The 22761-nt window shown below is 34.3% G+C and carries 19 protein-coding genes; 16 read left to right on the forward strand and 3 right to left on the reverse strand.

Translation table 11 applies throughout. The annotated features are described in order from the left end of the window. Positions 1–278 precede the first annotated feature (278 nt). Entirely contained in the window at positions 279–2570 is a 2292-nt protein-coding gene (locus I7822_RS00080; protein WP_307847627.1) for an Ig-like domain-containing protein, read from the forward strand. Positions 2571–2667: 97 nt separating this feature from the next. Here I7822_RS00080 and I7822_RS00085 read toward each other — a convergent pair whose 3' ends face one another. Next, on the reverse strand, positions 2668–2814 hold the full coding sequence (locus tag I7822_RS00085) for a hypothetical protein (protein WP_207974780.1): 147 nt from the start codon (positions 2812–2814) through the stop codon (positions 2668–2670). 314 nt (positions 2815–3128) lie between these two features. Between I7822_RS00085 and I7822_RS00090 the strand changes: the two genes are divergently transcribed. The 4 genes from I7822_RS00090 (at position 3129) to I7822_RS00105 (ending at position 8110) form a co-directional block, all read left to right on the forward strand. Next, the gene (locus I7822_RS00090; RefSeq protein WP_207974781.1) at positions 3129–4100 is read left to right on the forward strand and encodes an AAA family ATPase; all 972 of its coding nucleotides are present in this window, start codon (positions 3129–3131) and stop codon (positions 4098–4100) included. 141 nt (positions 4101–4241) lie between these two features. After that, complete coding sequence (locus I7822_RS00095) at positions 4242–5246, forward strand: DUF58 domain-containing protein (protein ID WP_243459176.1); 1005 nt, start codon at positions 4242–4244, stop codon at positions 5244–5246. Next, positions 5236–6558, forward strand: coding sequence for a DUF4199 domain-containing protein (locus I7822_RS00100; RefSeq protein WP_207974783.1), 1323 nt, complete (start codon positions 5236–5238; stop codon positions 6556–6558). Before I7822_RS00095 ends, I7822_RS00100 begins: the two co-directional genes overlap by 11 nt. Before the next feature lie 394 nt (positions 6559–6952). Further along, positions 6953–8110 carry an alpha/beta hydrolase gene (locus I7822_RS00105; protein ID WP_207974784.1) on the forward strand — a complete coding sequence of 386 codons (1158 nt, stop codon included), beginning with the start codon at positions 6953–6955 and terminating at the stop codon, positions 8108–8110. A gap of 187 nt (positions 8111–8297) precedes the next feature. Here I7822_RS00105 and I7822_RS00110 read toward each other — a convergent pair whose 3' ends face one another. Next, entirely contained in the window at positions 8298–8615 is a 318-nt protein-coding gene (locus tag I7822_RS00110; protein WP_243459177.1) for a hypothetical protein, read from the reverse strand. Positions 8616–8810: 195 nt separating this feature from the next. Here I7822_RS00110 and I7822_RS00115 point away from each other — a divergent pair, with 195 nt between their 5' ends. The 10 genes from I7822_RS00115 to I7822_RS00155 all read left to right on the forward strand — a co-directional run bounded on the left by I7822_RS00115 (position 8811) and on the right by I7822_RS00155 (position 19557). After that, on the forward strand, positions 8811–9764 hold the full coding sequence (locus tag I7822_RS00115) for a ribose-phosphate diphosphokinase (protein WP_207974785.1): 954 nt from the start codon (positions 8811–8813) through the stop codon (positions 9762–9764). A gap of 389 nt (positions 9765–10153) precedes the next feature. Then, a complete protein-coding gene (locus I7822_RS00120; RefSeq protein ID WP_207974786.1) occupies positions 10154–10345 on the forward strand; it encodes a hypothetical protein in 192 nt (63 codons plus the stop codon). Positions 10346–10477: 132 nt separating this feature from the next. Then, positions 10478–11926: a MocR-like pyridoxine biosynthesis transcription factor PdxR gene (gene pdxR / locus I7822_RS00125; protein WP_207974787.1), complete on the forward strand. Its 1449-nt coding sequence runs from the start codon at positions 10478–10480 to the stop codon at positions 11924–11926. Between the two features lie 44 nt (positions 11927–11970). Continuing rightward, positions 11971–12792: a uroporphyrinogen-III synthase gene (locus I7822_RS00130; RefSeq protein WP_207974788.1), complete on the forward strand. Its 822-nt coding sequence runs from the start codon at positions 11971–11973 to the stop codon at positions 12790–12792. 592 nt (positions 12793–13384) lie between these two features. Next, positions 13385–13807 (forward strand): YfmQ family protein, encoded by a 423-nt coding sequence (locus tag I7822_RS00135; protein WP_207974789.1) that lies wholly within the window; start codon positions 13385–13387, stop codon positions 13805–13807. Positions 13808–14347: 540 nt separating this feature from the next. Continuing rightward, a complete protein-coding gene (locus I7822_RS30380; protein WP_307847631.1) occupies positions 14348–14602 on the forward strand; it encodes a hypothetical protein in 255 nt (84 codons plus the stop codon). Between the two features lie 16 nt (positions 14603–14618). Beyond that, a complete protein-coding gene (locus I7822_RS00140; RefSeq protein ID WP_307847632.1) occupies positions 14619–15455 on the forward strand; it encodes a pyridoxal phosphate-dependent aminotransferase in 837 nt (278 codons plus the stop codon). Positions 15456–15663: 208 nt separating this feature from the next. After that, entirely contained in the window at positions 15664–17139 is a 1476-nt protein-coding gene (locus tag I7822_RS00145; RefSeq protein WP_207974790.1) for an aminotransferase class I/II-fold pyridoxal phosphate-dependent enzyme, read from the forward strand. A 218-nt stretch (positions 17140–17357) separates the two neighbouring features. Continuing rightward, positions 17358–18524 carry an aminotransferase gene (locus I7822_RS00150; protein ID WP_243459207.1) on the forward strand — a complete coding sequence of 389 codons (1167 nt, stop codon included), beginning with the start codon at positions 17358–17360 and terminating at the stop codon, positions 18522–18524. 76 nt (positions 18525–18600) lie between these two features. After that, complete coding sequence (locus I7822_RS00155) at positions 18601–19557, forward strand: carbon-nitrogen hydrolase family protein (protein ID WP_207974792.1); 957 nt, start codon at positions 18601–18603, stop codon at positions 19555–19557. Positions 19558–20020: 463 nt separating this feature from the next. Here the strand turns inward: I7822_RS00155 and I7822_RS00160 are convergent, their stop codons facing one another. Next, positions 20021–20872, reverse strand: a complete 852-nt coding sequence (locus I7822_RS00160) for a YihY/virulence factor BrkB family protein (protein ID WP_279381896.1) — start codon at positions 20870–20872, stop codon at positions 20021–20023. Positions 20873–21630: 758 nt separating this feature from the next. Here I7822_RS00160 and xerS point away from each other — a divergent pair. Then, entirely contained in the window at positions 21631–22719 is a 1089-nt protein-coding gene (xerS, locus tag I7822_RS00165) for a tyrosine recombinase XerS (protein WP_207975210.1), read from the forward strand. Positions 22720–22761: the final 42 nt, after the last annotated feature.

The raw sequence follows: 22761 nt of genomic DNA on the forward strand, positions 1-22761 counted from the left end.
AAAAAAGCAGAGCTGCCGCCTGGCAGTCTGCTTTAAAAAAAACGAATCAATTGATCATTATTATTTTCGTGTTTGATCCAGTCTTTCAATACCTAGTTGTTCTCTAGGGATTTGAAAAATGATTATATGTCCTCAAACCAATTGAATTATTTGTAATGTTCAATAATAAAAGGTCGTGTTGAGGATTAAATGACAAACATTTAACCTTTAGAGGTTTTTACAATTCAAAAAAATGATAGCTGATAAATAAATATTAGGTCATAAAAGGAGGATGAATAGTGAAAAGGTTTACTCTCATGGTAACAACGGTAGTATTATTTTTTGGGTTGTTAGAAATTTCTTTTATTCCTCAAGAAGGTCAAGCGGAAGCTAACAAGATTCTAGCATTTCCAGGAGCTGAAGGCGGGGGAATGTATACAAGTGGTGGACGTGGCTACGACGTATATGAAGTGACAACCTTAGAGGATTATGGTGAGGGTGATCCTCCTATTAAAGGAACGTTAAGAGATGCAGTTAGTCAAGGAAATCGAACTGTCGTCTTTCGAGTATCTGGTACAATTTATCTTAAGCAAAGCTTGAAGATTAAACAAAAAAACTTAACAATCGCTGGACAAACAGCTCCAGGTGATGGAATTGCTGTTGCAGGTTTTGGGACCGATATCTCTGGTTCTGAAAATATTATTGTCCGTTATATGAGATTTAGACCTGGCAGCACAAATATTGATTCAGAGCCTGATGCGTTTGGTGGACGTGATGTCAAGGATGCGATAGTAGATCATATCTCAACAAGCTGGTCTGTTGATGAAACACTGTCTTTTTATAGAAATGAAAATACAACATTACAGTGGAGCATAATTAGTGAGAGTTTGTATATATCAGGTCATGTGAAAGGAAGACATGGTTATGGTGGAATATGGGGCGGTGAGAATGCCACTTTTGCCAATAACTTAATTGCTAGCCATACAAGTCGCCTTCCTGCACTGGGGAATTCAGGAAATAAACTACATCCGATTTCTAGTACAGATATGGTCAACAATGTCATTTACAATTGGGGATTTAACTCTACCTATGGTGGGAATGATCAGGAAAATAATGTGATCAATAATTATTATAAGCCAGGTCCAGCTACACATGAAAAAGTACTGAAGCGTGTGGTTAGTCCTGGACAAAACGGCCGATCTAGCTGGTTTTATGTAAACGGTAATTATATGTATGGAAATAAAGCTGTAACAGAAGATAATACGTTAGGAATAGAAGAAATAAAAGATGGTACCGTTTTTTCTGACACTCCTTTTGATGTGTTAGGCCACGATACATTAAATATAAAGCCTGCTGAAAAAGCTTATGAAGAGGTACTTAAAAAATCAGGTGCAACATATCCGCGTAGGGATGCTATTGATGCGCGTATTGTTAATGATGTTAAAAATGGTACCGGTAGATTAATTAATAATGAATGGGAAGTAGGCGGTTATCCTGAATTAAAATCGGCAAAGGCACCAGTTGATACAGACCATGATGGGATACCGAATACATGGGAAGAAGCCAATGGATTAAATCCTGAAGATCGTGCTGATGGGAAGGAAATTACAGCATCAGGTTATTCGAATTTAGAATTATATTTAAACTCACTTGTTCTTATAGATATGCAAGCTGAGAATCCAGAGATAGACCTTCTATCACCTAAAATGAACGGTATTTATAAAGCAGGTTCTACCGTGAGAATGAAAGTTAAGCTAAAGGATAAACGAACTATTTCCAAAGTAGAATATTATCGTAATGATGAGAAGATTGGAGAGTCTTCTGATGGTACATTCGATTTTGAGTGGAAAAATGCCCCTGATGGTACATGGTATATAACAGCAAAAGCAATTGACAAAAACGGAAATGCTACACAGACAACCTCTATGCCAATTCATGTTAATACAGTAAATCAATCTGGAAATTGGACCGCGAAAGATATCGGAAAAGTTCTAATAAAAGGAATCACAACTAAGACGAATGAAGGACTTATAGTCAAAGGCTCGGGAAGCATTGATCAAAGAGCTGACTCCTTTCATTTTGCCTTTAAGGAAGTAACCGGAGACGCAGAACTGGTTGCAAGAATAGATTCGCTAACAAAAGTTGACAACAATGCTATTTTGGGCTTAATGATACGTGATAGTCTTGAAAAAGATGCAGCTACAGCGATCATTAGTACTTCGGTGGTGAAAGCTGATAAACAGGATACACCTTATTCAGTCCATTTTTCTACGCGAACTAATAACGGTGAGCCAATTCTTGCACCAGGTGAAAACGATCGACCTGAGGAAATTGGCGTACCATCCCTTAATGGGACAACACTTCCATACTGGTTAAAAATTGTAAGAAATGGTGATCTATTAATAGGGTATGCTTCAGAAGATGGAGAAAATTGGACAGAAGTTGGTCGAAAAGAAATCAAAATGGGTGAAGGTGTTTATATAGGATTTGCGGTAGATGGTGCTAAAAATACGAGTGAAATTGCAAACTATAATACAGCCACTTTTTCTAACATTTCGCTTATAGGAGATATAAGTCAAATAGGTAAGTAGGTTGTGTTGGTACCAAACATTTTAACTGGGTAACTAGAAGAAAGACTGAACTCTGAATAAATACAGGGTTCAGTCTTTTGCCATAGGATACAAAGCTTTAAGAATTTTTATTTTTATTAGGAATTCTGTTATTTTGACTTCCGTTTCCTCTGAAAAATTCCTTCACTTCAACATCTTGTCCGTTTTCAATTGCTCTTTTTTCAGCTCTTGAACGAATTTGTCGGCCATCACTTTGGTTGCCCATTTCATCATTCTCCTTTTTTAATGATCATAAATAGCATTGGTTATTTTCATAAAAATATTTATTGTATATTTAGAAATGAATGTAAGATTTTTATTAATAAATCAACAAAGCAACGGATCATTTTGCTAATTCATATCTTCCTCAAGTATTTATCCCCACTAGTTTCTTGTTAAAAAATGAATATTGCGCAATTTTTTAAAAAGTATTTGATTACCGAAAGGAAATCATAAGATTACGTCAAATTCAATAATGGTGTGCTTATTATGATTACACCCTTGAGGATCACCATGAAAAAAGAAAAGAGGAAAAGTGAAATGAACCTAAATTATATACAAGAAGTAGCATCTAAAGTAAAAGAGAACATCCAAAAAGTTGTAATCGGGAAAGAGGAGCAGATCGATCAGCTTCTTGTTGCCTTAATCTCTTCTGGACATGTTCTTTTGGAGGATGTCCCTGGAACAGGAAAGACTTTATTAGCAAAAACTATGGCTAAATCCTTAGATTGTTCATTTAAACGAATACAATTCACACCGGATTTACTTCCTACCGATGTGACAGGGATTAATTTTTACAATCAAAAGAAGGGAGAATTTGAATTTCGATCAGGATCGATTTTTTCGAATATTGTCCTAGCAGACGAAATAAATCGGGCAACACCAAGAACACAATCTAGTTTACTAGAGTGTATGGAGGAAAGACAGGCAACAATTGACGGTGAAACACATGTATTAGATCGTCCATTTATGGTGATTGCTACTCAAAATCCTGTTGAAAACCAAGGAACCTTTCCATTACCTGAAGCACAACTCGATCGTTTTTTAATAAAGGTAAACTTAGGCTATCCATCCAAGGAGGAAGGAATAAATATTTTAAAGCGTTTTAAAGAAAATAATCCGCTTGAAGAGATAAACCCTGTCATAAATAAGGAAGAAATTGTTGCAGCTCAAGACTTATATTCTAAAATTTATGTCAGTGAAGATATTCTCCAATACATCATGAATATAGTAGAAAAAACTAGAAATCATCAAGCAATAGAGTTAGGAATTAGTCCACGGGGAAGCCAAGCATTGTTAAAGGCTGTCCAAGTTTATGCGATTCTCAAAGGCCGTGATTATGTGAGTCCTGATGATGTAAAGGCATTGGTAAAACCTGTTTTAGGGCACCGTCTACTGCTAAAATCTATGATGAGAGCAAAGAATAGCCAAGTTAATTCAATCTTAGATGAAGTGTTGGAAGCGGTACCAGTACCTGCAGAGAAAGAACTTATGAAAGGCATTCAATCATAGATGAGTATCGCCTGGTTTATCTTAATTACTTGCTTACTTAGTATGATTCAGAGCTTCATTTTTCATAAATGGGGCTTAGTAGGTTTACAATACAATCGTTTTTTTAATAAGAAGACAGTGTTCGCTGGAGAAGAAATAGAAATGATCGATGAAATCTCAAATAATAAACTACTTCCATTACCATGGTTACGACTAGAATCAAAAATTGATCAAAATTTACAATTTGCAAGAAAACAAGACAACTCTACTGAAGAACTAAGTGAAGAATTTCATCGGACTTTATTTAGCCTGTTGCCCTATCAAAAAATAACTAGAAGGCATAAAGTCTACTGTAATAAACGGGGATATTATGAGCTTAAAACAGTATCTTTGACACTTGGAGATGTACTTGGCTTCGGGGAGACCTTTGATCATTTCAACGCAAAAGCCACCGTAACTGTGTATCCTGAAATCATACCAATCGAAGACATACCTTTACCTTCTCATAGTTGGCTTGGCAATATTATGGTGAGAAGGTGGATTATTGATGATCCCTTTGTTAACGCTGGTGTACGAGAATATTCTTATGGTGACTCAATGAATTCAGTAAATTGGAAAGCAACAGCTCGGACAGGCAGCTTACAGGTTAGTAAAAGGGATTACACCTCTGACCACCACCTAATGATTTATCTAAACTTTGATGAAACAGAGGATATTTGGATGCCAATTCAAAACGCACTATTAATTGAAAAGGGTATATCATATGCTGCTTCTATTGCACAAGAATCGATATCTAAAGGAATAAACACAGGATTTGGGTGTAACTCCTACTTAGTTGAACCATTTGGGGAAATAATAGAAAATAATGTAAAGGAATCTGTTCGAATTGAGCCGAAGAATGGGAAACATCAGCTAACACAGTTATACGATACAATGGCCAAGCTAAGCATGGATAGGAGCATGAGCTTTAAGCGTTTTTTACTGGAAGACATGAACAACCGTCTAAATACAGATATTCTTATTATTACTACACTATTAACGGCAAATATCCAGGAAAATATCCGACTGCTTGAAGTTCAAGGAAACAAAATTGAAATCCTAATGCTTACTGACCAGCTTAATGATTATAAAAACATGCAGGGAGAGGGTGGATATTATGCCCAATAGAGTTCGTGCAATTTTAGAGAAATGGGTATTAGGCATGTGTGAATTCATCCTCTTTTTCCCACTCGTTCTTTTACTTAGCATATATATCGTTCCCAGACCTCTGCTTTGGATTGCTCATTTGCCACTTCTATTTATTTTTGGTTACTTATTAAGGGTCTCTGTCCAAGATAAAAAACGAATAATCTATCTTGTATTTACCCTTCTCACAAGTGCATGTTCTGCCCTTCTCTTTTATGATAATGTGTTATCTTATTTGGTTGTTTTTATGAGTAATTGCGTCATTTTTTACCGTAGTATCCTATTTGCAGAACAGGAAGCAGAGAAATTATTCTCTTTTTCTAAACTATGGATGTTTGGGTTTCCTATATACTTTATTGCATACTTTTTATATCGATTTATAGATCCCTTATCTCCATATCTCAATATCATCACATGGGCTGGCATTCTGCTGGTCGTAATCACATTATTCGCTTCTAATAGTAATTCATTAAAATCTTCAACCTTATCAAAACAAAAAAAGCCGTTTGTGACAAGCTCAATTAAGCAAAAAAATCAAGCTTATATTTTAATTTTTATTAGTATAATTGCTATCATAACCAACTTTAAGGATATCCAAATCTTTTTCTATAAAGCGACTGTAGCTGTCATATCTATGATTCTTTCTTTCCTATCTATCTTTGAAAATGATGAGCCCATTGATGGAACACCTCCACCTAATGAAGCTGCCACACCGGTTTTAGAGGGAGGAGAGCCATCTACAATTGCTATCATTTTGGATAAGATTATCCAGTTTGCTTTTTATTCATTAGCACTAATTGTAAGTGTCGTTCTCATCATTATCGTTGGGAAGAAATTTGGTTATTTGCTTAGAGTTGGGTTTAAAAGGTGTTTGAAATTTATAAGCCAAATCTTCCATTTAGATCATCGCGAGAAAGAGGAAGGAATCCAATATTTTGACGAAAAGGAAAGTCTTATTAATTTAAAAAAATGGGGTAATGGTAAGAAAAATCAAGCAAAAGAATTGATTTTCCATTTATTAAGTCGTAAACCAAAGTGGGAAGACTTATCCGACCGCGAAAAAGTACGCTATGTTTATCGGCAGTTGGTAGAAAATAAAGTTAAGGACGGTTTTATTTTTAAAGAGTCCCATACACCATTCGAGATTATAAGTGAGATAAATAAAAAAAGAAATCAAAATGAGCTAATAACCTTATTAGAATCTTATGGTAAAGCAAGATACGGGAAACAGGACTTAAGTTTGCGCGAATTAGAGGAAGTTTCATTACTTTTGAAATCGACTAAGAAAGATTAAGTTAATTGGCTTTAACTTTAATTAACTATTTAGATTGAGTGTTTAAATTAATAATCTTTATGGGAATGAAGCCTGACTTGCATGTGTTATGCATCAAGTTAGGCTTTTATCATTTTGAAAATATGAATATATTTTAAGGTCATCGTCTTAACTAGTAAGGGCTAGGAGATATCCAAACAAGGTAATATATGGTGATAGTCTAAAAGAGACCACGGTAATTGAGGATTCTAGTATAATATGATCAGACACATATGTAAGAGCTAATGGATAGTACACGAAACGAATCATGCTTTGGATAACTGGTTAAATGAATACCTATATATTATTTACAACCATCCAAAACTATTAAAACTTTCTTATATCAAGGAGGGTAAAGCTTTTCACAGCTAAGGACATGACAAAACGAATAAAAAGTTTCATCCTCACATTTATTGCAGTGATTCTTTTATGTTGTATGATCATAATTGTTGCTGTTGAACAATGGAGTCATACAGAAGCTGGAAAAGTACCAGCGAAAACGGCGGTGTTGTTACATGCTGTGGATAAAAACCTTGTTACATCTGGCATGAAGCCGCCTAAATTTTTAACTACTTCTGGAACCTCAAGTTATAATCGAGAGACAAAGTACATCCCCATGTCGGATGGTGCTAAAATACCCATCCGTATTTATGAACCAAAGATAGCTGGGCCACATCCAATTATCATCTATTATCACGGAGGTGCATTTTTAGAAGGGTATGGTGATATCAATACCCATGATAATATTGTTCGAGCCCTTGCTAATAAAACGGGTAGTGTTGTCATTTCTGTTGGTTATCGTGTAGCACCAGAACATCCATTTCCGACAGCCACAGAGGATAGTTATGAAGCATTGCTTTGGGCTGTAGAAAATGCCAAGACATTTAATGGAAATACAAACAAGATTGCTGTTGTAGGAGACAGTGCAGGTGGTAATATAGCCACTGTAGTTGCGATGATGGCACGTGATCGTAAAGGACCTGCTATAACATCTCAAGCACTCTTTTATCCACTTACAACATTTAAAGATGTTGCGTTTAATTCTAGAGAAATGTACGACAGTGGTTATTACTTAATCTCAAGAAACGTTATGTTAAAAGCACGAAAGTATTATACGCCAAATAAGGAAATGTGGTCTAACCCGTATACATCCCCTTTACAAGCTGACAACCTTTCCAACCTTCCTCCTGCTCTTATTATTACAGCGGAGTTTGATCCATTACGTGATGAAGGAGAAGCATATGGTAAAAGATTGGCAGAGTACGGTGTACCAGTTAAAGCTATCCGCTATAATGGTGTTATGCATGGCTTTGTCTCTTTTTATGAGGTAATGAATCGCGGAAATCATGCGTTACAAGAAGCAACCATTTATTTGAATCAAGCGTTCAACGAAGAAATTCCATACAACCCATATGACTTACAAATATATGAACACCAAAAGACTTTAGAAGCCATTCAGGAGCGAGGCGAGGCATACGCAATAGGTGGCTATTTACTTGGGAAGCAAACATTAGCCAAGCTCGAATCCTGGTAAAAAAACGTAACTATTTATAATGACAAATAAGAGATGACTTTATCCCGCTACTTTAGTCATCTCTTATTTGTTTGATAGATAAAGATTTGCACGATCAATTAATTAAAGGTAATTTCCCAGATTGGGAATGGTTAAATGTAATGAAGGAAAGGAAGAGTTCTTAAGGATTGTTATAAAATAGGAATGATTATCGCTTTTTCTTCGTATCTTTTATATTTGGTTGGTTTTGTTTCACTTTTTCAAACAAGACGTTAACATGAACTTTGTTTTCTTCAATCGTCCTAACGCTTAAAACTTTCCCTTTGCGACCTTTAATTTTTATATTTTCATCAACAGTAGGAATCGTATTAACTAACTGAACTAAATGCAATGTATTATCTTCAAAAAAATGAATGACATACACCTTTAGATCACTCCATTCAATTAAATTTATCTTTAAAATGAAGATAAGATACAATGTTGGTAAGATATTCTTCATCTCTTTATAAAATATTGGGTAATACATAGATTTAGACCGCAGTCATAAAAACATTTAGATTTACCCTCGGTAGAAGGAGATAATAGATAAATAAAATCCCTTTTTTATATTATTTATAGTATGATTTATTAAGAACTAGTTATTGAACGTTTTGCTTATAGTGTAAAATAAGAATATGCAAATCGCTACAATAAAATACCTTATGGAGGTTTTCACCTTATTATGTCAAAGCACTATGAAGATTCGAATTTAAAAATATTCTCCTTAAACTCTGACCCAGCTCTATCAAAAAAAATCGGCGAAATTCTAGGTGTTGATTTAGGGAAGTGTTCTGTTACTCGTTTCAGTGATGGAGAAATTCAAATTAATATTGAAGAAAGTATTCGTGGTTGTGAGGTATATATTATTCAATCAATTAGCTCCCCTGTAAATGAACATCTAATGGAGCTTTTAATAATGGTAGATGCTTTAAAGCGTGCTTCAGCAAAAACAATCAACCTTGTCATTCCCTACTATGGCTATGCTAGACAAGATCGTAAAGCAAGAGCGAGGGAGCCAATTACAGCAAAACTTATCGCAAATCTTCTTGAAACAGCTGGTTCAACGCGTGTTATTGCACTTGACCTGCATGCACCACAAATTCAAGGATTCTTTGATATACCTATTGACCATCTTATGGGTGTTCCGATTTTGGGAGAGTATTTCCTAAATAAGCAATTAGATGATATTGTCATCGTATCTCCAGATCACGGCGGTGTTACCCGTGCTCGTAAATTAGCAGATAGGCTAAAAGCTCCTATTGCAATTATAGACAAAAGACGTCCTAGACCTAATGTTGTTGAAGTAATGAATATAGTAGGGAATATAGAAGGAAAAACAGCGATTCTAATTGATGATATCATTGACACAGCAGGAACAATTACATTAGCAGCAAATGCTCTTGTAGAAAATGGTGCAAAAGAAGTTTATGCGTGCTGTACACATCCAGTTTTATCAGGACCAGCAATTGAGCGGATTCAGAACTCTAAAATTAAAGAACTAATTGTAACAGACTCAATAACCCTTCCTGAAGAGAAGCGTATTGATAAGTTAGTTGAGCTTTCAGTTGCTCCCTTAATTAGTGAAGCGATTAAACGTATCCATGAAAAACAATCTGTGGATGAACTAGTTCAATAATTTTTATTTCTGATATATTTTTATCACCACCGAATAAAAATGATTGCTTTTCTAAATGCATTATCGTTTTCATATGTAAACAAAAAACTTCGAGGATTATGTGTTGTTAATCCTTGAAGTTTTTTGTTTTGACTTGAAATTTTAATACTTTATTTAGATTTTATTTCTAAAACATTTTGATTTTGAAAGAACATGTTTTAGTGGTTCCTTCAATAAAGAAATATATTAGCTAAAGGAGTATTTCAAATTATTATATAATTGAATAATACGAAGTGGATGGTAATGATAATCTTCAATTGGATGGTTAATCAATTTAGGTTAAGGACTATACTAAACTATAGTCTTTATTTATTTACTAAGTATTATCTTTATATAAAGGGGATATAATTATGACAATTGCAATTATATTAATTGTTATTCTGGCTATTGCAGCATTAATAGGTACCATACTTGCAGCAAAAGAAAATGATAAAGATTATAATAAAAAAGCAAAAGGAAATGTAACAAGATTGACTTCTATTTATGCTATTGTAATCTTTTTATCTATAATAGCTGTTGGTGTTTATATTACTCTTAGATAATTTATGAGATAAAATAAAACCTTACACTTTATGCTAAACAAGGTGTAAGGTTTTACATATTTATTTCTATATTGTTATCATTTAAAGGTTTGCAATTATACTATTATAGATAAAATGACAAGGGTGGAAACAATGGATTGGAAACCTGACAGAACAGATAAAAAACCTATATATAAACAAATAGCTGAATATATCGAACATCAGATTTCCTCTGGTCAATTTCCTGCTGATAGTGTTCTACCTTCTGAACGAACATTAGCAAAAGAGTTGAATGTAAATCGTAGCACAATTGTGTCTGCATATGAGGAATTACAGTCTCTTGGCATAGTAGAGAGAAAAAAAGGCAGCGGTACGAGGGTAAGTACTGATATTTGGGGAATTTCTCAAAAACGTATCCCAAACTGGGGTCGCTATGTGGAAGATGGCTCGTTTTTACCAAACCTTCCACTTGTACAGAGAATCCGATTAGAAATTCAAAAAAATGATTTAGTAAATTTAGCAAGTGGAGAATTATCACCTGAGTTAATGCCCCATAATCATTTTAAAAACATATTGTCCACTCAATCTTTCAGCGGAAGTCTCGGTTATGATCACCCACAAGGAAATGAAGACCTTAGAAATACAATAGTATCTCATGTTAAAGAACACAAAAACATTGCTACGGATCCTTCTTCCGTTCTTATTACTTCTGGTGCACAACAAGCACTTCACTTAATTGTAGAGTGCTTGCTTAAACCAGGGGATGCAGTTGCAATAGAGGATCCATCATATGCTTATTCTTTACCTTTATTTCAATCTGCTGGATTAAGAACTTTTCTTTTACCAGTTGATAAAAACGGTGCTAATCCTGAAGATTTGAAGTCATTGCATAAAAAGCATCGCATTCGGATGGTCTTTTTGAATCCAGATTATCAAAATCCAACAGGGACTATTCTCAGCCTTTCAAGACGCAAGAAATTTTTGGAGATATCTACTGAATACGGTATTCCGATCATTGAGGACGATCCATACAGTTTGACGTCCTACAATAGCGAAGTCAATCCGACTCTTAAATCGCTTGATGAAAATGGAAATGTCCTATATATTAGTTCATTATCTAAAATTGTTGCTTCCGGATTAAGAATTGGCTGGATTATTGGCCCTCCACAGGTGATTCAACGTCTTGCAGATGCAAAACAGCAAGTAGACTTTGGACATAGTGTATTTCCTCAGTGGATTGCAAATGAATTTTTGGGATCAGAATATTTCAACTCCCATATAAATATGATCCGAAAGCAACTTAAACTTCGTAGAGACGAGCTTATTTTAAGTCTAAAGGAAATTATGGGGGAAGAGGTGGATTTCCTAACACCAGAAGGAGGCATCCACTTATGGTGTAAAGTAGATCCAGCGTTAAATGAGCATAAATTACTTGAAGAATCGATTAAAAATGGAGTTGCATTTGTCCCTGGAAGTATCTTAGGATCTAATAAAGGCTATATACGATTTACATATGGACGAGGACAGTTAGATTTGATGCGTAAAGGAATCGTAAGATTTGCTGAATCACTAAATCATTTTAAACAGGATATTAAGGAATGATTGTAAATAGAGAAGCTCTAATTGGTGGAGAGGAGGAATAAAAGATGGGAAAAGGATTAACAGGAAAGAGAATTGCTATTGGCGGTAGCCGCAAGATAGAAGAAATTAGTTTATTAATTCAGAAACAGGGAGGCACCCCTGTCGTTCGTCCCCTACAAGGAACCGTCCTCTTAGCGGAGGAGGAACTTAATCCAGACTTACAAAAGTTTGTGTGCGAAGGTGCTGATTGGGTAATTTTCACAACCGGTATTGGAACAGAAACGCTATTAAATTTAGCCAAAAATTTAAATGTTGAACAAGAATTTTTAACTATTATCCAACATGCTAATGTAGCTACAAGAGGTTATAAAACCTTTTCTACATTTAAGAAACTTGGAATAATACCTTTAGCATCTGATGAAGACGGTACAAATCGCAGCTTAATACGATCTCTCGATAACTTTGATTTTTCAAATAAAAAGGTAATGGTGCAGCTGCATGGTGAAGATGCTCCTACATTAATCAAGTTTCTTGAGGACAGAGGGGCATCTGTATTAAAGATTCTTCCTTACAAGCACATTCCTCCCGAAAATGAGATATTGGAGAAACTTTGTATAGAGTTGTTAAATAATGAATTAGATGCTGTCTGCTTTACAACTGCTATACAAGTTCGTTCACTATTTGATTTTGTAAGAAAAAAAGGTTACCTAAAAGATATATTAGAAGTTTTTAAAAAGGATACTATTGCTGTTGCTGTTGGAAAAGTAACAGCTGAGGCTTTAATCGAACAAAATGTAGATAGGTACCTTTCCCCTAAGCATGAGAGAATGGGAGCAATGATTATAGAATTGTCACAATTCTATGAAAAAACACTTGAAGTTTTATAACTTTAAGTGTTCAATATTCATCAATTATTTCATGTGAATAAATGAATTATTCCAAGTGCAAACAAGTTATATGTTTTAACACAAAATAAGAGTTTAAAGTCTATATCAACTTTAAACTCTTATTTTGTGTTTTAATTTACTGACTCACAGACTGTAGACAAATTCAAATGAATTATTGAGTTTATCTATGATCTTTTTTAAGGAACACATTTATAGTAGGGATGAACACGATGTCAAAAAGAAAGTAACAGAACATTATGTACTTAATCACTATTTTATTTCAATAAAACGTCACATTTTTACCATGCATATCCCATTATCATATTAACCGGATACCATCAGGGTTTTGATGGTATTTAGAATTACTTTGGATAATGGATGGTTAAAAAAGAATAAAAGTGGATGGTTAATAATTATATAAATCTATTTATTATAAAAAGGAATTCTTAAAGAGCAAGGTATACAGTTTAATACATATAGGTAGACTTCAAGATTATCAAGTTTCATCTAGATACAAAAATAAACAATCAATGCATTGATAATATGCGTTATGGAATAAAATTAAAATAGAATGTAACGGAGATGAAAAATTATGACATGGTCTTTTGTACTTTTGTTGATTATTGCGGCTTTTCTTAAAATATTAGTGACGTGTCTCCCAACCGGTGTTGTGGAATTGCTTATCAGTAAGTTTGAATTGCATTTAAAACTTAGTGACGAGACTGCCACCGTAACCATCGATGGAAAACACTTGGAAGGTGAAGACAAAATTCAAGTTATTAATGATTTTAACGAAGCGTTATATTTAGAGCGATATTATGCACCACTAGAAAACAGTGTAACTCCAGTGGTCATTGACACTAAGAGAGGCAAAAACAATGTTAGGTTATTTGTGTACATTTACACTGATCGTGTTGATGTAGTCAAAAAATACAAGAAGAAAATAGTCGCGTATCGTCTACGATCCGATAGCCTTCAAAAACATTCTATGTTAGCAACAGGGGATTTAGTATAAAAAGAACTTATTTCCCTACTTCCCGAATCATGGGTAGTAATTTGGGAGTATAGAATAAATTTTATAAATTAACTTGGTCATATATTTACGTGAATGAACGTTTTGCTATTGTAACTGAATAGAAAAGGAAAAATAGGCTGTGAATCCTTATTGGATTTGCAGTTTTTTTATCGATTTTAATCTATCGACTGAAAGAAAGGAGTTCCATTTTTATCATATTAAAAAATATTAATGAATTACTTAAGTGATTTTATAGTGCGATAGTAAAGTCAAAAGAGAATGTGATGTATTTAAATATAAAACAATCTATCACGTTCATTTGTAAATTTGAAATTTTTTTGCTTTTAAAATCTTTAACAAGCCAAAACCATATTAACATTTACTGAACTGGATGGCTAAAATACCTTTCATTTGGATGGTCTATTTTCTTTGTAATTCCTTATGATAGAGAAATGGTAGAAGTAAATTGTATAAAAAGTACTAGTTTTTATGTCTTAAAGAATTTATTTGTAGAAACTATTAAATGAGGGAGATAAAAAAATGTTAGATAACCAAAAGATCAAACCGCGTAAAGCATTACAGCTGATTCAACCATACTCCCCTGGTAAATCTATAAGGGAAGTACAAAAGGAATTAGGTATAAATAAGGTGATTAAGCTAGCTTCAAACGAAAATCCACTCGGGCCATCACCTATGGCTATTGAAGCTATTTCCAAAGGTATCCTTGATATTAATCGGTACCCGGATGCTAATGCTTCAGCTGTAAAGGAGATGTTATCAAAACAAACATGTTGAAACACAACAACTTATTATGACAAATGGTGCTGACGAACTGATAACCCTTATTTCAGAATCATATTTAGAAGCTAATGATGAAATAATTGTCCCTTCTCCTTCCTTTAGCGAATATGATTTTGGTGCACGCTTAATGGGTGCCAAAGTTATACAGGTACCTCTTGGAGAAAACTATGAATTTAACATCGACGCTATTTTATCTAGGATCTCTGAACAGACCAAACTCATTTATATATGTTCACCGAATAATCCTACTGGGACATATTTATCAAAAGCGAAGCTAAATTCTTTACTTGAATCCATACCAAAACATGTTCTTGTTGTTTTCGATGGTGCCTATTCCCATTTTGCAACAGCGGAAGACTATTCTAATGGTATAGAATTTGTTCAACAAGATTACCCAATCATTGTACTGCAAACTTTTTCAAAGATTTATGGATTAGCAGGAGTCCGTATTGGCTTTGGGGTAGCTTCTCAAGAAATTGTAAAAGATATTTTGAAAGTGAAAGAACCATTTAATGTAAACTCATTAGCTCAAGTGGCCGCTGTTGCAGCTTTGTCAGATCAAAAACATCTTAAGGCTTCCCAAGAGATAAACGAAAACGGACGTAAACAATTGTATGAAACGTTTGATGAGCTAGGATTACATTTTATAGAAAGTATGAGTAATTTCGTCTTAGTGCAATTTGGACCTTATGCAGAGCATGTATATAAACAACTTATGGCAAATGGAATTATCGTAAGATCAGGAGCTACGTGGGGACTAAATGAATATTTAAGAATTTCAATAGGGACATTCGAGGAAAATAAAAAATTACTAGAAACCATTCAATCAATCTTAAATGAACAGTAACTTTCATTGTTTTGTTTTCATTATTCCTTAAGCAATAGAAAGAACGAGAAATAGTCATTATTATATCATTCTGAATTGGATTTAATTAAATTCTTACCTTACACGATAATATTGATTAAAACTGAGATGTCCCAGCTTTAAACAAAACAAAGAGACCCAACAAAAAGGGAATTTCACTTAACAACTAAGAAAAAGAGGTGTATATGTCGTGTATTCTCAATCAAATACTCCATTATTTACAGCTTTGATGGAACACGCAAAGAAGGATCCAATACAATTTCACATACCAGGGCATAAAAAGGGAAAGGGGATGGACCCAGATTTTAGAGAATTTATCGGAGAAAATGCCTTATCGATTGATTTGATCAATATTGGGCCTTTAGATGATCTTCATCAGCCACAAGGTATCATTAAACATGCACAAGATTTGGCAGCAAAGGCATTTGGAGCTGATCATACATTCTTTTCGGTACAAGGCACTAGTGGCGCAATTATGACAATGGTTATGTCTGTTTGTGAACCAGGAGACAAGATTATTGTGCCGCGCAATGTGCATAAATCAATCATGAGCGGTATTGTATTCTCAGGGGCAACTCCAATTTTTATTCATCCAGAGGTGGATCCTGTTTTAGGAATTTCACATGGAGTAACTCCAGAAGCAATAGAAACGGCATTAGGACAAAACCCAGATGCGAAAGCCATTCTTGTTATAAACCCTACTTATTTTGGGGTCTCAGGAGATTTAAAAAGGATTGTAAAAATTGCTCACTCTTTTGACATTCCAGTACTAGTAGATGAAGCCCATGGAGCACATATTCACTTTCATAATGAGCTTCCTCTTTCTGCGATGCAGGCAGGGGCAGATATGTCTGCAACAAGCGTGCATAAGCTAGGTGGTTCATTAACTCAAAGTTCGATTTTAAATGTTCGTGGAAATCTTGTTTCACCTGCTCGTGTCCAATCGATTCTAAGTATGTTGACTACAACGTCAACATCATACCTATTGTTAGCATCCTTGGACTCAGCAAGGAAGTCATTAGCTATAGAGGGGATGGCATTACTAGAGGAAACGATTCAAATGGCTGAGAAGACACGAAATTCCATTAATAAAATTGATTGCCTTTCTTGTGTTGGCAGGGAGATCCTAAGAACAGGATCTGCCTTTGCTATGGACCCTACTAAGCTTTTAGTCTCAGTAAAAAAACTTGGAATTACAGGTTATGATGCTGAAAAATGGTTACGTGAAAGATTTAATATAGAAGTAGAGCTATCTGATCTTTACAATATCCTTTGTATTGTTACTTCAGGAGATACTGAGGAAGATTTGAAGGTTCTTGTAAAGGCACTAAACGAACTCTCAAATGAATTTATCGATCAGAGTGTTGTTAAGCGAGACGTCTCTGTTATTTTACCTGAAATACCACCCTTGGCTTTAACACCACGTGAGGCATTTTATGCAGATACTGAACTCGTTCCATTTGAAGAGTCTAAAGGACGAATAATTTCAGAATTCCTCATGGTTTATCCTCCAGGGATTCCAATCTTTATACCTGGAGAGATTATTACTGAAGAGAATTTGCTGTATACAAAAAAGAATATTGAAGCTGGGCTTCCAGTTCAAGGTGCCGAGGATCAAGAACTGAAATTCTTAAGGGTTATAAAGAAACATAAGGCGATTAGATGAAAAGACAGGATATCTAATGGATAAATAGTAAGAAGTACAAGGAGCCCTTTTCTAGAGTCTTACAATATTGAGGGTTCCTTTATTTCTATCATTTATATTAATTAATTCAATCGGTCATTTTAGAATGGGGAATATAGATGAAACTGGAAGATTTTTCTCTGAATACTAAAAAAATAACAAGGATAATTGATGAGGATGATTTCTGCAGTGGAAGAACATTGAAGTCATATCTATCTTCTAGGGTTGAACAAATTAAACCCTCTGGAATTCGCCGTTTTTTTGATATGGCGAATCGTGTTGAAGGTGTTATCTCACTAGGGGTAGGTGAGCCTGATTTTGTCACCCACTGGTCTATATGTGAGGCTGTTATTAGGTCTTTAGAAAAGAGCTATACATCTTATACTGAGATTGCGGGTTTAATGGAACTTCGTAAAGAAATAGCGTATTACATGAATAGTCGTTTTCAAGTTTCATACTCTCCGGAATCGGAAATCATTGGCACAATTGGGGGAAGTCAGGCACTTGATCTTTCATTGCGTACGATTTTAAATCCAGGTGATGAAGTGCTGGTTATTGAACCAAGCTACCTTGCATATGCACCTTTAGTAACATTGGCAGGAGGAATACCTGTGCCAGTAAAAACAACCATCGAAACAAATTTTAAACCAAAGCCAGAGCATATTAAACAATCCATTAACTCAAATACAAAAGCGCTGATTCTTTGTACACCTAATAACCCGACAGGAAGCTTTCTAAATAAAGATGAGTTAGAAGAAATAGCAGAGATTCTAATTGAACATGATTTACTAGTTATAACAGATGAAATTTATGCAGAACTAACATATGATGAAACATTTTGTTCTATTGCATCTATTGACGGATTAAGAGAAAGGACCATTATTATATCAGGTTTTTCTAAAGGATTTGCTATGACAGGATGGAGACTAGGATTCATATGTGCACCAGAGGGTTTCAGTCAAGAAATGTTAAAAATCCATCAAAACACTATGCTATGCGCACCTTCAATAACACAGTATGGTGCCATTGAAGCACTAAAAAATGGCCAACAATATGTTCAGGAAATGAGAAAAAATTATCAAAAACGTCGAAATTATGTTGTAAATACCTTAAATGAAATGGGCTTAGATTGTCACATACCAGGAGGCGCTTTTTATGTCTTTCCATCTATACGTAGTACAGGACTTTCGTCAGAGAAGTTTGCAGAAAATCTCTTAATGAAGGAGAAAGTCGCAGTTGTACCAGGTAATGTATTCGGTGAAGGTGGAGAAGGCCATATTCGTTGTTCATACGCTTCTTCAATCGAAGCTTTACGTGAAGCTATGAAAAGAATAAAGAGATTTGTAGAAAGTTCATGCCTTGATTAATGTTATTTTAGCTGATTAGGAGTAAGTTAAACGATATTTTACAAACATAATAGGCTTTTTAAGAGGAGTGATTAAATTGAGTAAACAACGTTCTAATGTACGAGTAGCTGTTGTCCAAGCTGCTTCTGTCATTATGGATAAAGAAGCTAGTACAGAGAAAGCAATTTCATTAACACTTGAAGCAGGAGAAAAAGGAGCAAATATTGTTGTATTTCCTGAAGCTTTTATCCCAGCTTACCCGAGAGGTCTCAGTTTTGGAGCAAAGGTAGGAAGCCGTTCCTCAGAAGGCAGAAGAGACTGGCTTCGTTATTGGGAAAATTCAGTTCCGGTTCCGAGTAAAACAACTGAAAAGTTAGGGGAAGCAGCACGGAAGGCTGGTGTCTATCTTATTATTGGCGTAATTGAAAGAGATAACGAGCTCAGTAGTGGTACCTTATATTGTTCTGTATTATTCTTTAGTCCAGAAGGTACATTACTCGGAAAGCATCGTAAATTAAAGCCGACTGGTTCAGAAAGATTAATTTGGGGCGAAGGAGATGGCAGCACACTACCTGTTTTCGATACACCATATGGCAAAATAGGAGCATTGATTTGCTGGGAAAATTATATGCCATTAGCCAGAGCAGCTATGTATGCCAAAGGGGTTCAAATTTATATTGCTCCAACAGCAGATTCCAGAGAATTGTGGCAATCAACAATTCGTCATATAGCAGCCGAAGGGAGATGCTTTGTTTTATCATGCAATCAATATGTTAATAAGGATATGTATCCAACTGATTTAGCCTGTTATGATGACCTAGTATCTTCTCAAGAAGAAATGTGTCCAGGAGGAAGTGCGATTGTTGGTCCACTAGGAGAATATATAAAAGAACCCGTATTTGGTAAAGTAGAAATACTAATAGCAAATCTTGATTTAAGAGATATTGCTTTTAGTCAATTTGACTTTGATGTGGTTGGTCATTATTCAAGACCTGATGTCTTTCAACTTTTGGTAAATGAGGAGAAAAAGGAAAACGTAAAGTGGGTAAAGTAAAAACATTAATAAAAGCTAACAACCATTTTAACTGTAGGTTTACTTTTGCTGTGCTTGTTGGGGAAGTTGTAAAAATTAGTGAGAAGATTAAAGTGATTAAAAATCTAGCGATAGTAAATTAGTTGGAGATTCTTTATTATGTAGTTAATATCATTATAGACGACCTTAACTGCAGTTTTGCAATTTATAAGATAGGTGTTGTTTCAGAATATCAAGAGAATCAATTATGTGAAATTTAGGAGATAAGATTGCTGAAGAGATGTAAAGCGACATAAAAGACTCCCATTTTAAATCCCTATAAATCAACGTTTTATACGTTTTTGGGGGATTTTTATTCGCTGATTTGCGACACAAAAATCCCCCAAAATGTAAGATTTATAATAACCATATTAATGTATCACTGTTTATCAAAAAAATATCTTAAGGATATAGTGAAAACAGCAGAACAACATTTCTTTATCTTTTAATATGAAATTGTCTTTTGTGCATCCACTTCCTGGCTCTTTTGACGATGATATACAGCGTTAATTTCCCCACCTAAAACAAATATAAGACCTGTTAGGAAAAGCCAAAGCAATAAAACTATTACTCCCCCTAAACTACCATAAGTGGTAGAATAATTTCCAAAATTACTGACGTAAAATGAGAAGCCTAACGAACCAGCCAGCCATAGAATTGCCGCAAAAACAGCTCCTGGAATCACATGCTTCCATGGAAACCTCTTATTTGGTGCAACAAGATATAATGTCATCAAAAAGCCAATGATGACAATACCAGCAATTCCCCATCGTAATAGGTCAATAGTGATCTCAAATCGATCAGAAACTTGAATAAAAGATTGAAGCATATCAATAATAACTTGTCCAAATATTGGAAGGATAAGCGCAACCACAATGGATAAAATCAATCCAATCGTCAGGAAAATTGAAATCAATCTTACTTTTATAAATGATCTCGTTTCCTCTTCGTCGTAAGCAATATTCATCGCCTTTATAAAAGCATCCATACCGCTTGATGCAGACCAAAGCGATCCGATAATACCAAAAGTCAAGAGACCGCCACTTTTATTACTAATAATATTAAGAATATTATCCTTTATCAACTGAGCTGATTCTGAGGGCAGAACATGATCAACAAAACCTAAAGCACTTTTTGCTTCAATATTCAAGTATGGAACTATCGAGACTAATAAAATCAGCATAGGGATAAGTGAGAGAAAATAATAATAGGCTTGCTGGGCTGCTAGTCCTGTTACTCTATCCTCCTTAAATTCTTTCATAATTTTCTTGCCGTAAAGAAGAATTGTATCCTTCAAAACATTCACCTCATTCATTTCTGATTGTATGTTTTCTTGTTCCCTTCTTCGCGGCTGGTTAATCTTAAGTTTTAAAATTTTAAAAGAAACATAAAAAATAACCGCTAAGAAGCACAGAGAAGACTTTATTACTGCTTATGATTCTATGATTGATGAAGGTGTTTATTTGGAAGAGCAACAATCAGGGATGATGCCAAAGAAATTTTAGAAAAAAGGAAAATAGAAAATTATCGATTTTACGAATAGGTTAGAAGAAGGGATTGAAATGTATATAAAAAGAATCGAAATGAAAAAAATAGAAGAAAAAACAAACATAACAAACACCACAATAGAAAAGAGAAATATTGAATGTAATAGGTAGTAAACATCTAAATAATAATACTACTACTAAAATAAGCTGAGGCGACTTTTTTTTCATATTTAGCGTCGCAGGAGGGAGCGATATCAATTAAATTGAAAATAGGGGTAAACTTTATTGTTATAATTTGTTCTAAAATTAGTGTTCATTCTTGGGTTTTTGTTTAATTTAACTTTAGTTGAAGAATTCTCTTTATTTTTTCCTGAAAAGGTAGAATTACAAAAAAGTATGTATCACTGTTTTGAAAAGAAAAAAGCATGACGTGAAAAATTATGAAAATTTAAGATAAATAAATCTTTAAATAATGATTTTAGATTATTACGTAAAATATAAATTTGACGTAATAATCTAAAAAATTTAAAATAGAAATATAGAATAACTGAATTCGAGGTGGAATTTTATCGCTAGTGAGTCCCAGCAACAACAATATAAAAAACTACAATCTATTCTCAAGGAATTGCCATGGTATGTTGCAGAGTATATAGATCATAAAAGAAGAAAACTTTCTGCAGCTTCGTTACTTAATTATTGTCATGACTATAAAATCTTTTTTAACTGGATGATTTCAGAGCAACTATTTTCAGGTGCAGTTAAGGATATTCCATTAGAACGATTAGAAAAATTGACTGTGCAACAAGTGGAAGGATTTTTGTATGCTCTTCAATACGAATTAAATAACAAAGAAATCACCGTTAATCGTAAGCTATCAGCCTTAAAATCACTGTTTAATTATCTACAAAACATCGCAGAAACTAGAGATTTAAAGCCTTATCTTCAGCGAAATGTCATGGCAAAAATTGAATTTAATGAACTAAATGAAAGTATGGAAACGACTGCTAACAAAATGGAAGGTAAGATTTTGCTTGGTGATGAATATGAAAAATTTCGTCGGTTTGTAGCACATGATTACGGAGAAATCTTCAAGGATAATAAAAAATTACTTAACTTTTATAAATTAAATCAGGAACGTGATACCGCGATCGTATCTTTAATTTTAGGGTCAGGACTTCGACTTTCAGAAGTCGTAAACCTTGATATCGATGATATTGATTTCAGCAAATATTCTGCACGCGTAATAAGAAAAGGAAATAAAGAACAATATGTATTCTTTAGTAAAATTGCCATGGATGACCTTCAACAATACCTTAATATTAGAGAAAGTCGGTATGGTGTTGAGAAAAATAACAAATCTTTATTTGTTGCAGCCCCCATGGGACCAAAAGGAAAATCAAGACGACTTACCGGACGTTCAATTGAAAAACTTATCGAAAAATATGCGATTGCTTTCGGTAAACCGGCCTTATCAGTACATAAATTAAGACATTCTTTTGCAACAAGATATCATTCAGAGATTAATGATGTACCTAAACTTAGAAGACAATTAGGACATTCATCGATCCAAACGACGATGATCTATACGCATATTAGAAATGATGATTTAAGGAGTGCAGTTGACAGAATGGATTTACCTAAAGATCATAATGAGTAATTATGGTCTTTAATGACCATTTTTAAAATCTTAGTTTACATA

Origin of the sequence: Metabacillus bambusae, assembly GCF_017497975.1 — a bacterium.
In the GTDB taxonomy this organism is placed as follows: Bacteria; Bacillota; Bacilli; order Bacillales; family Bacillaceae; genus Metabacillus; species Metabacillus bambusae.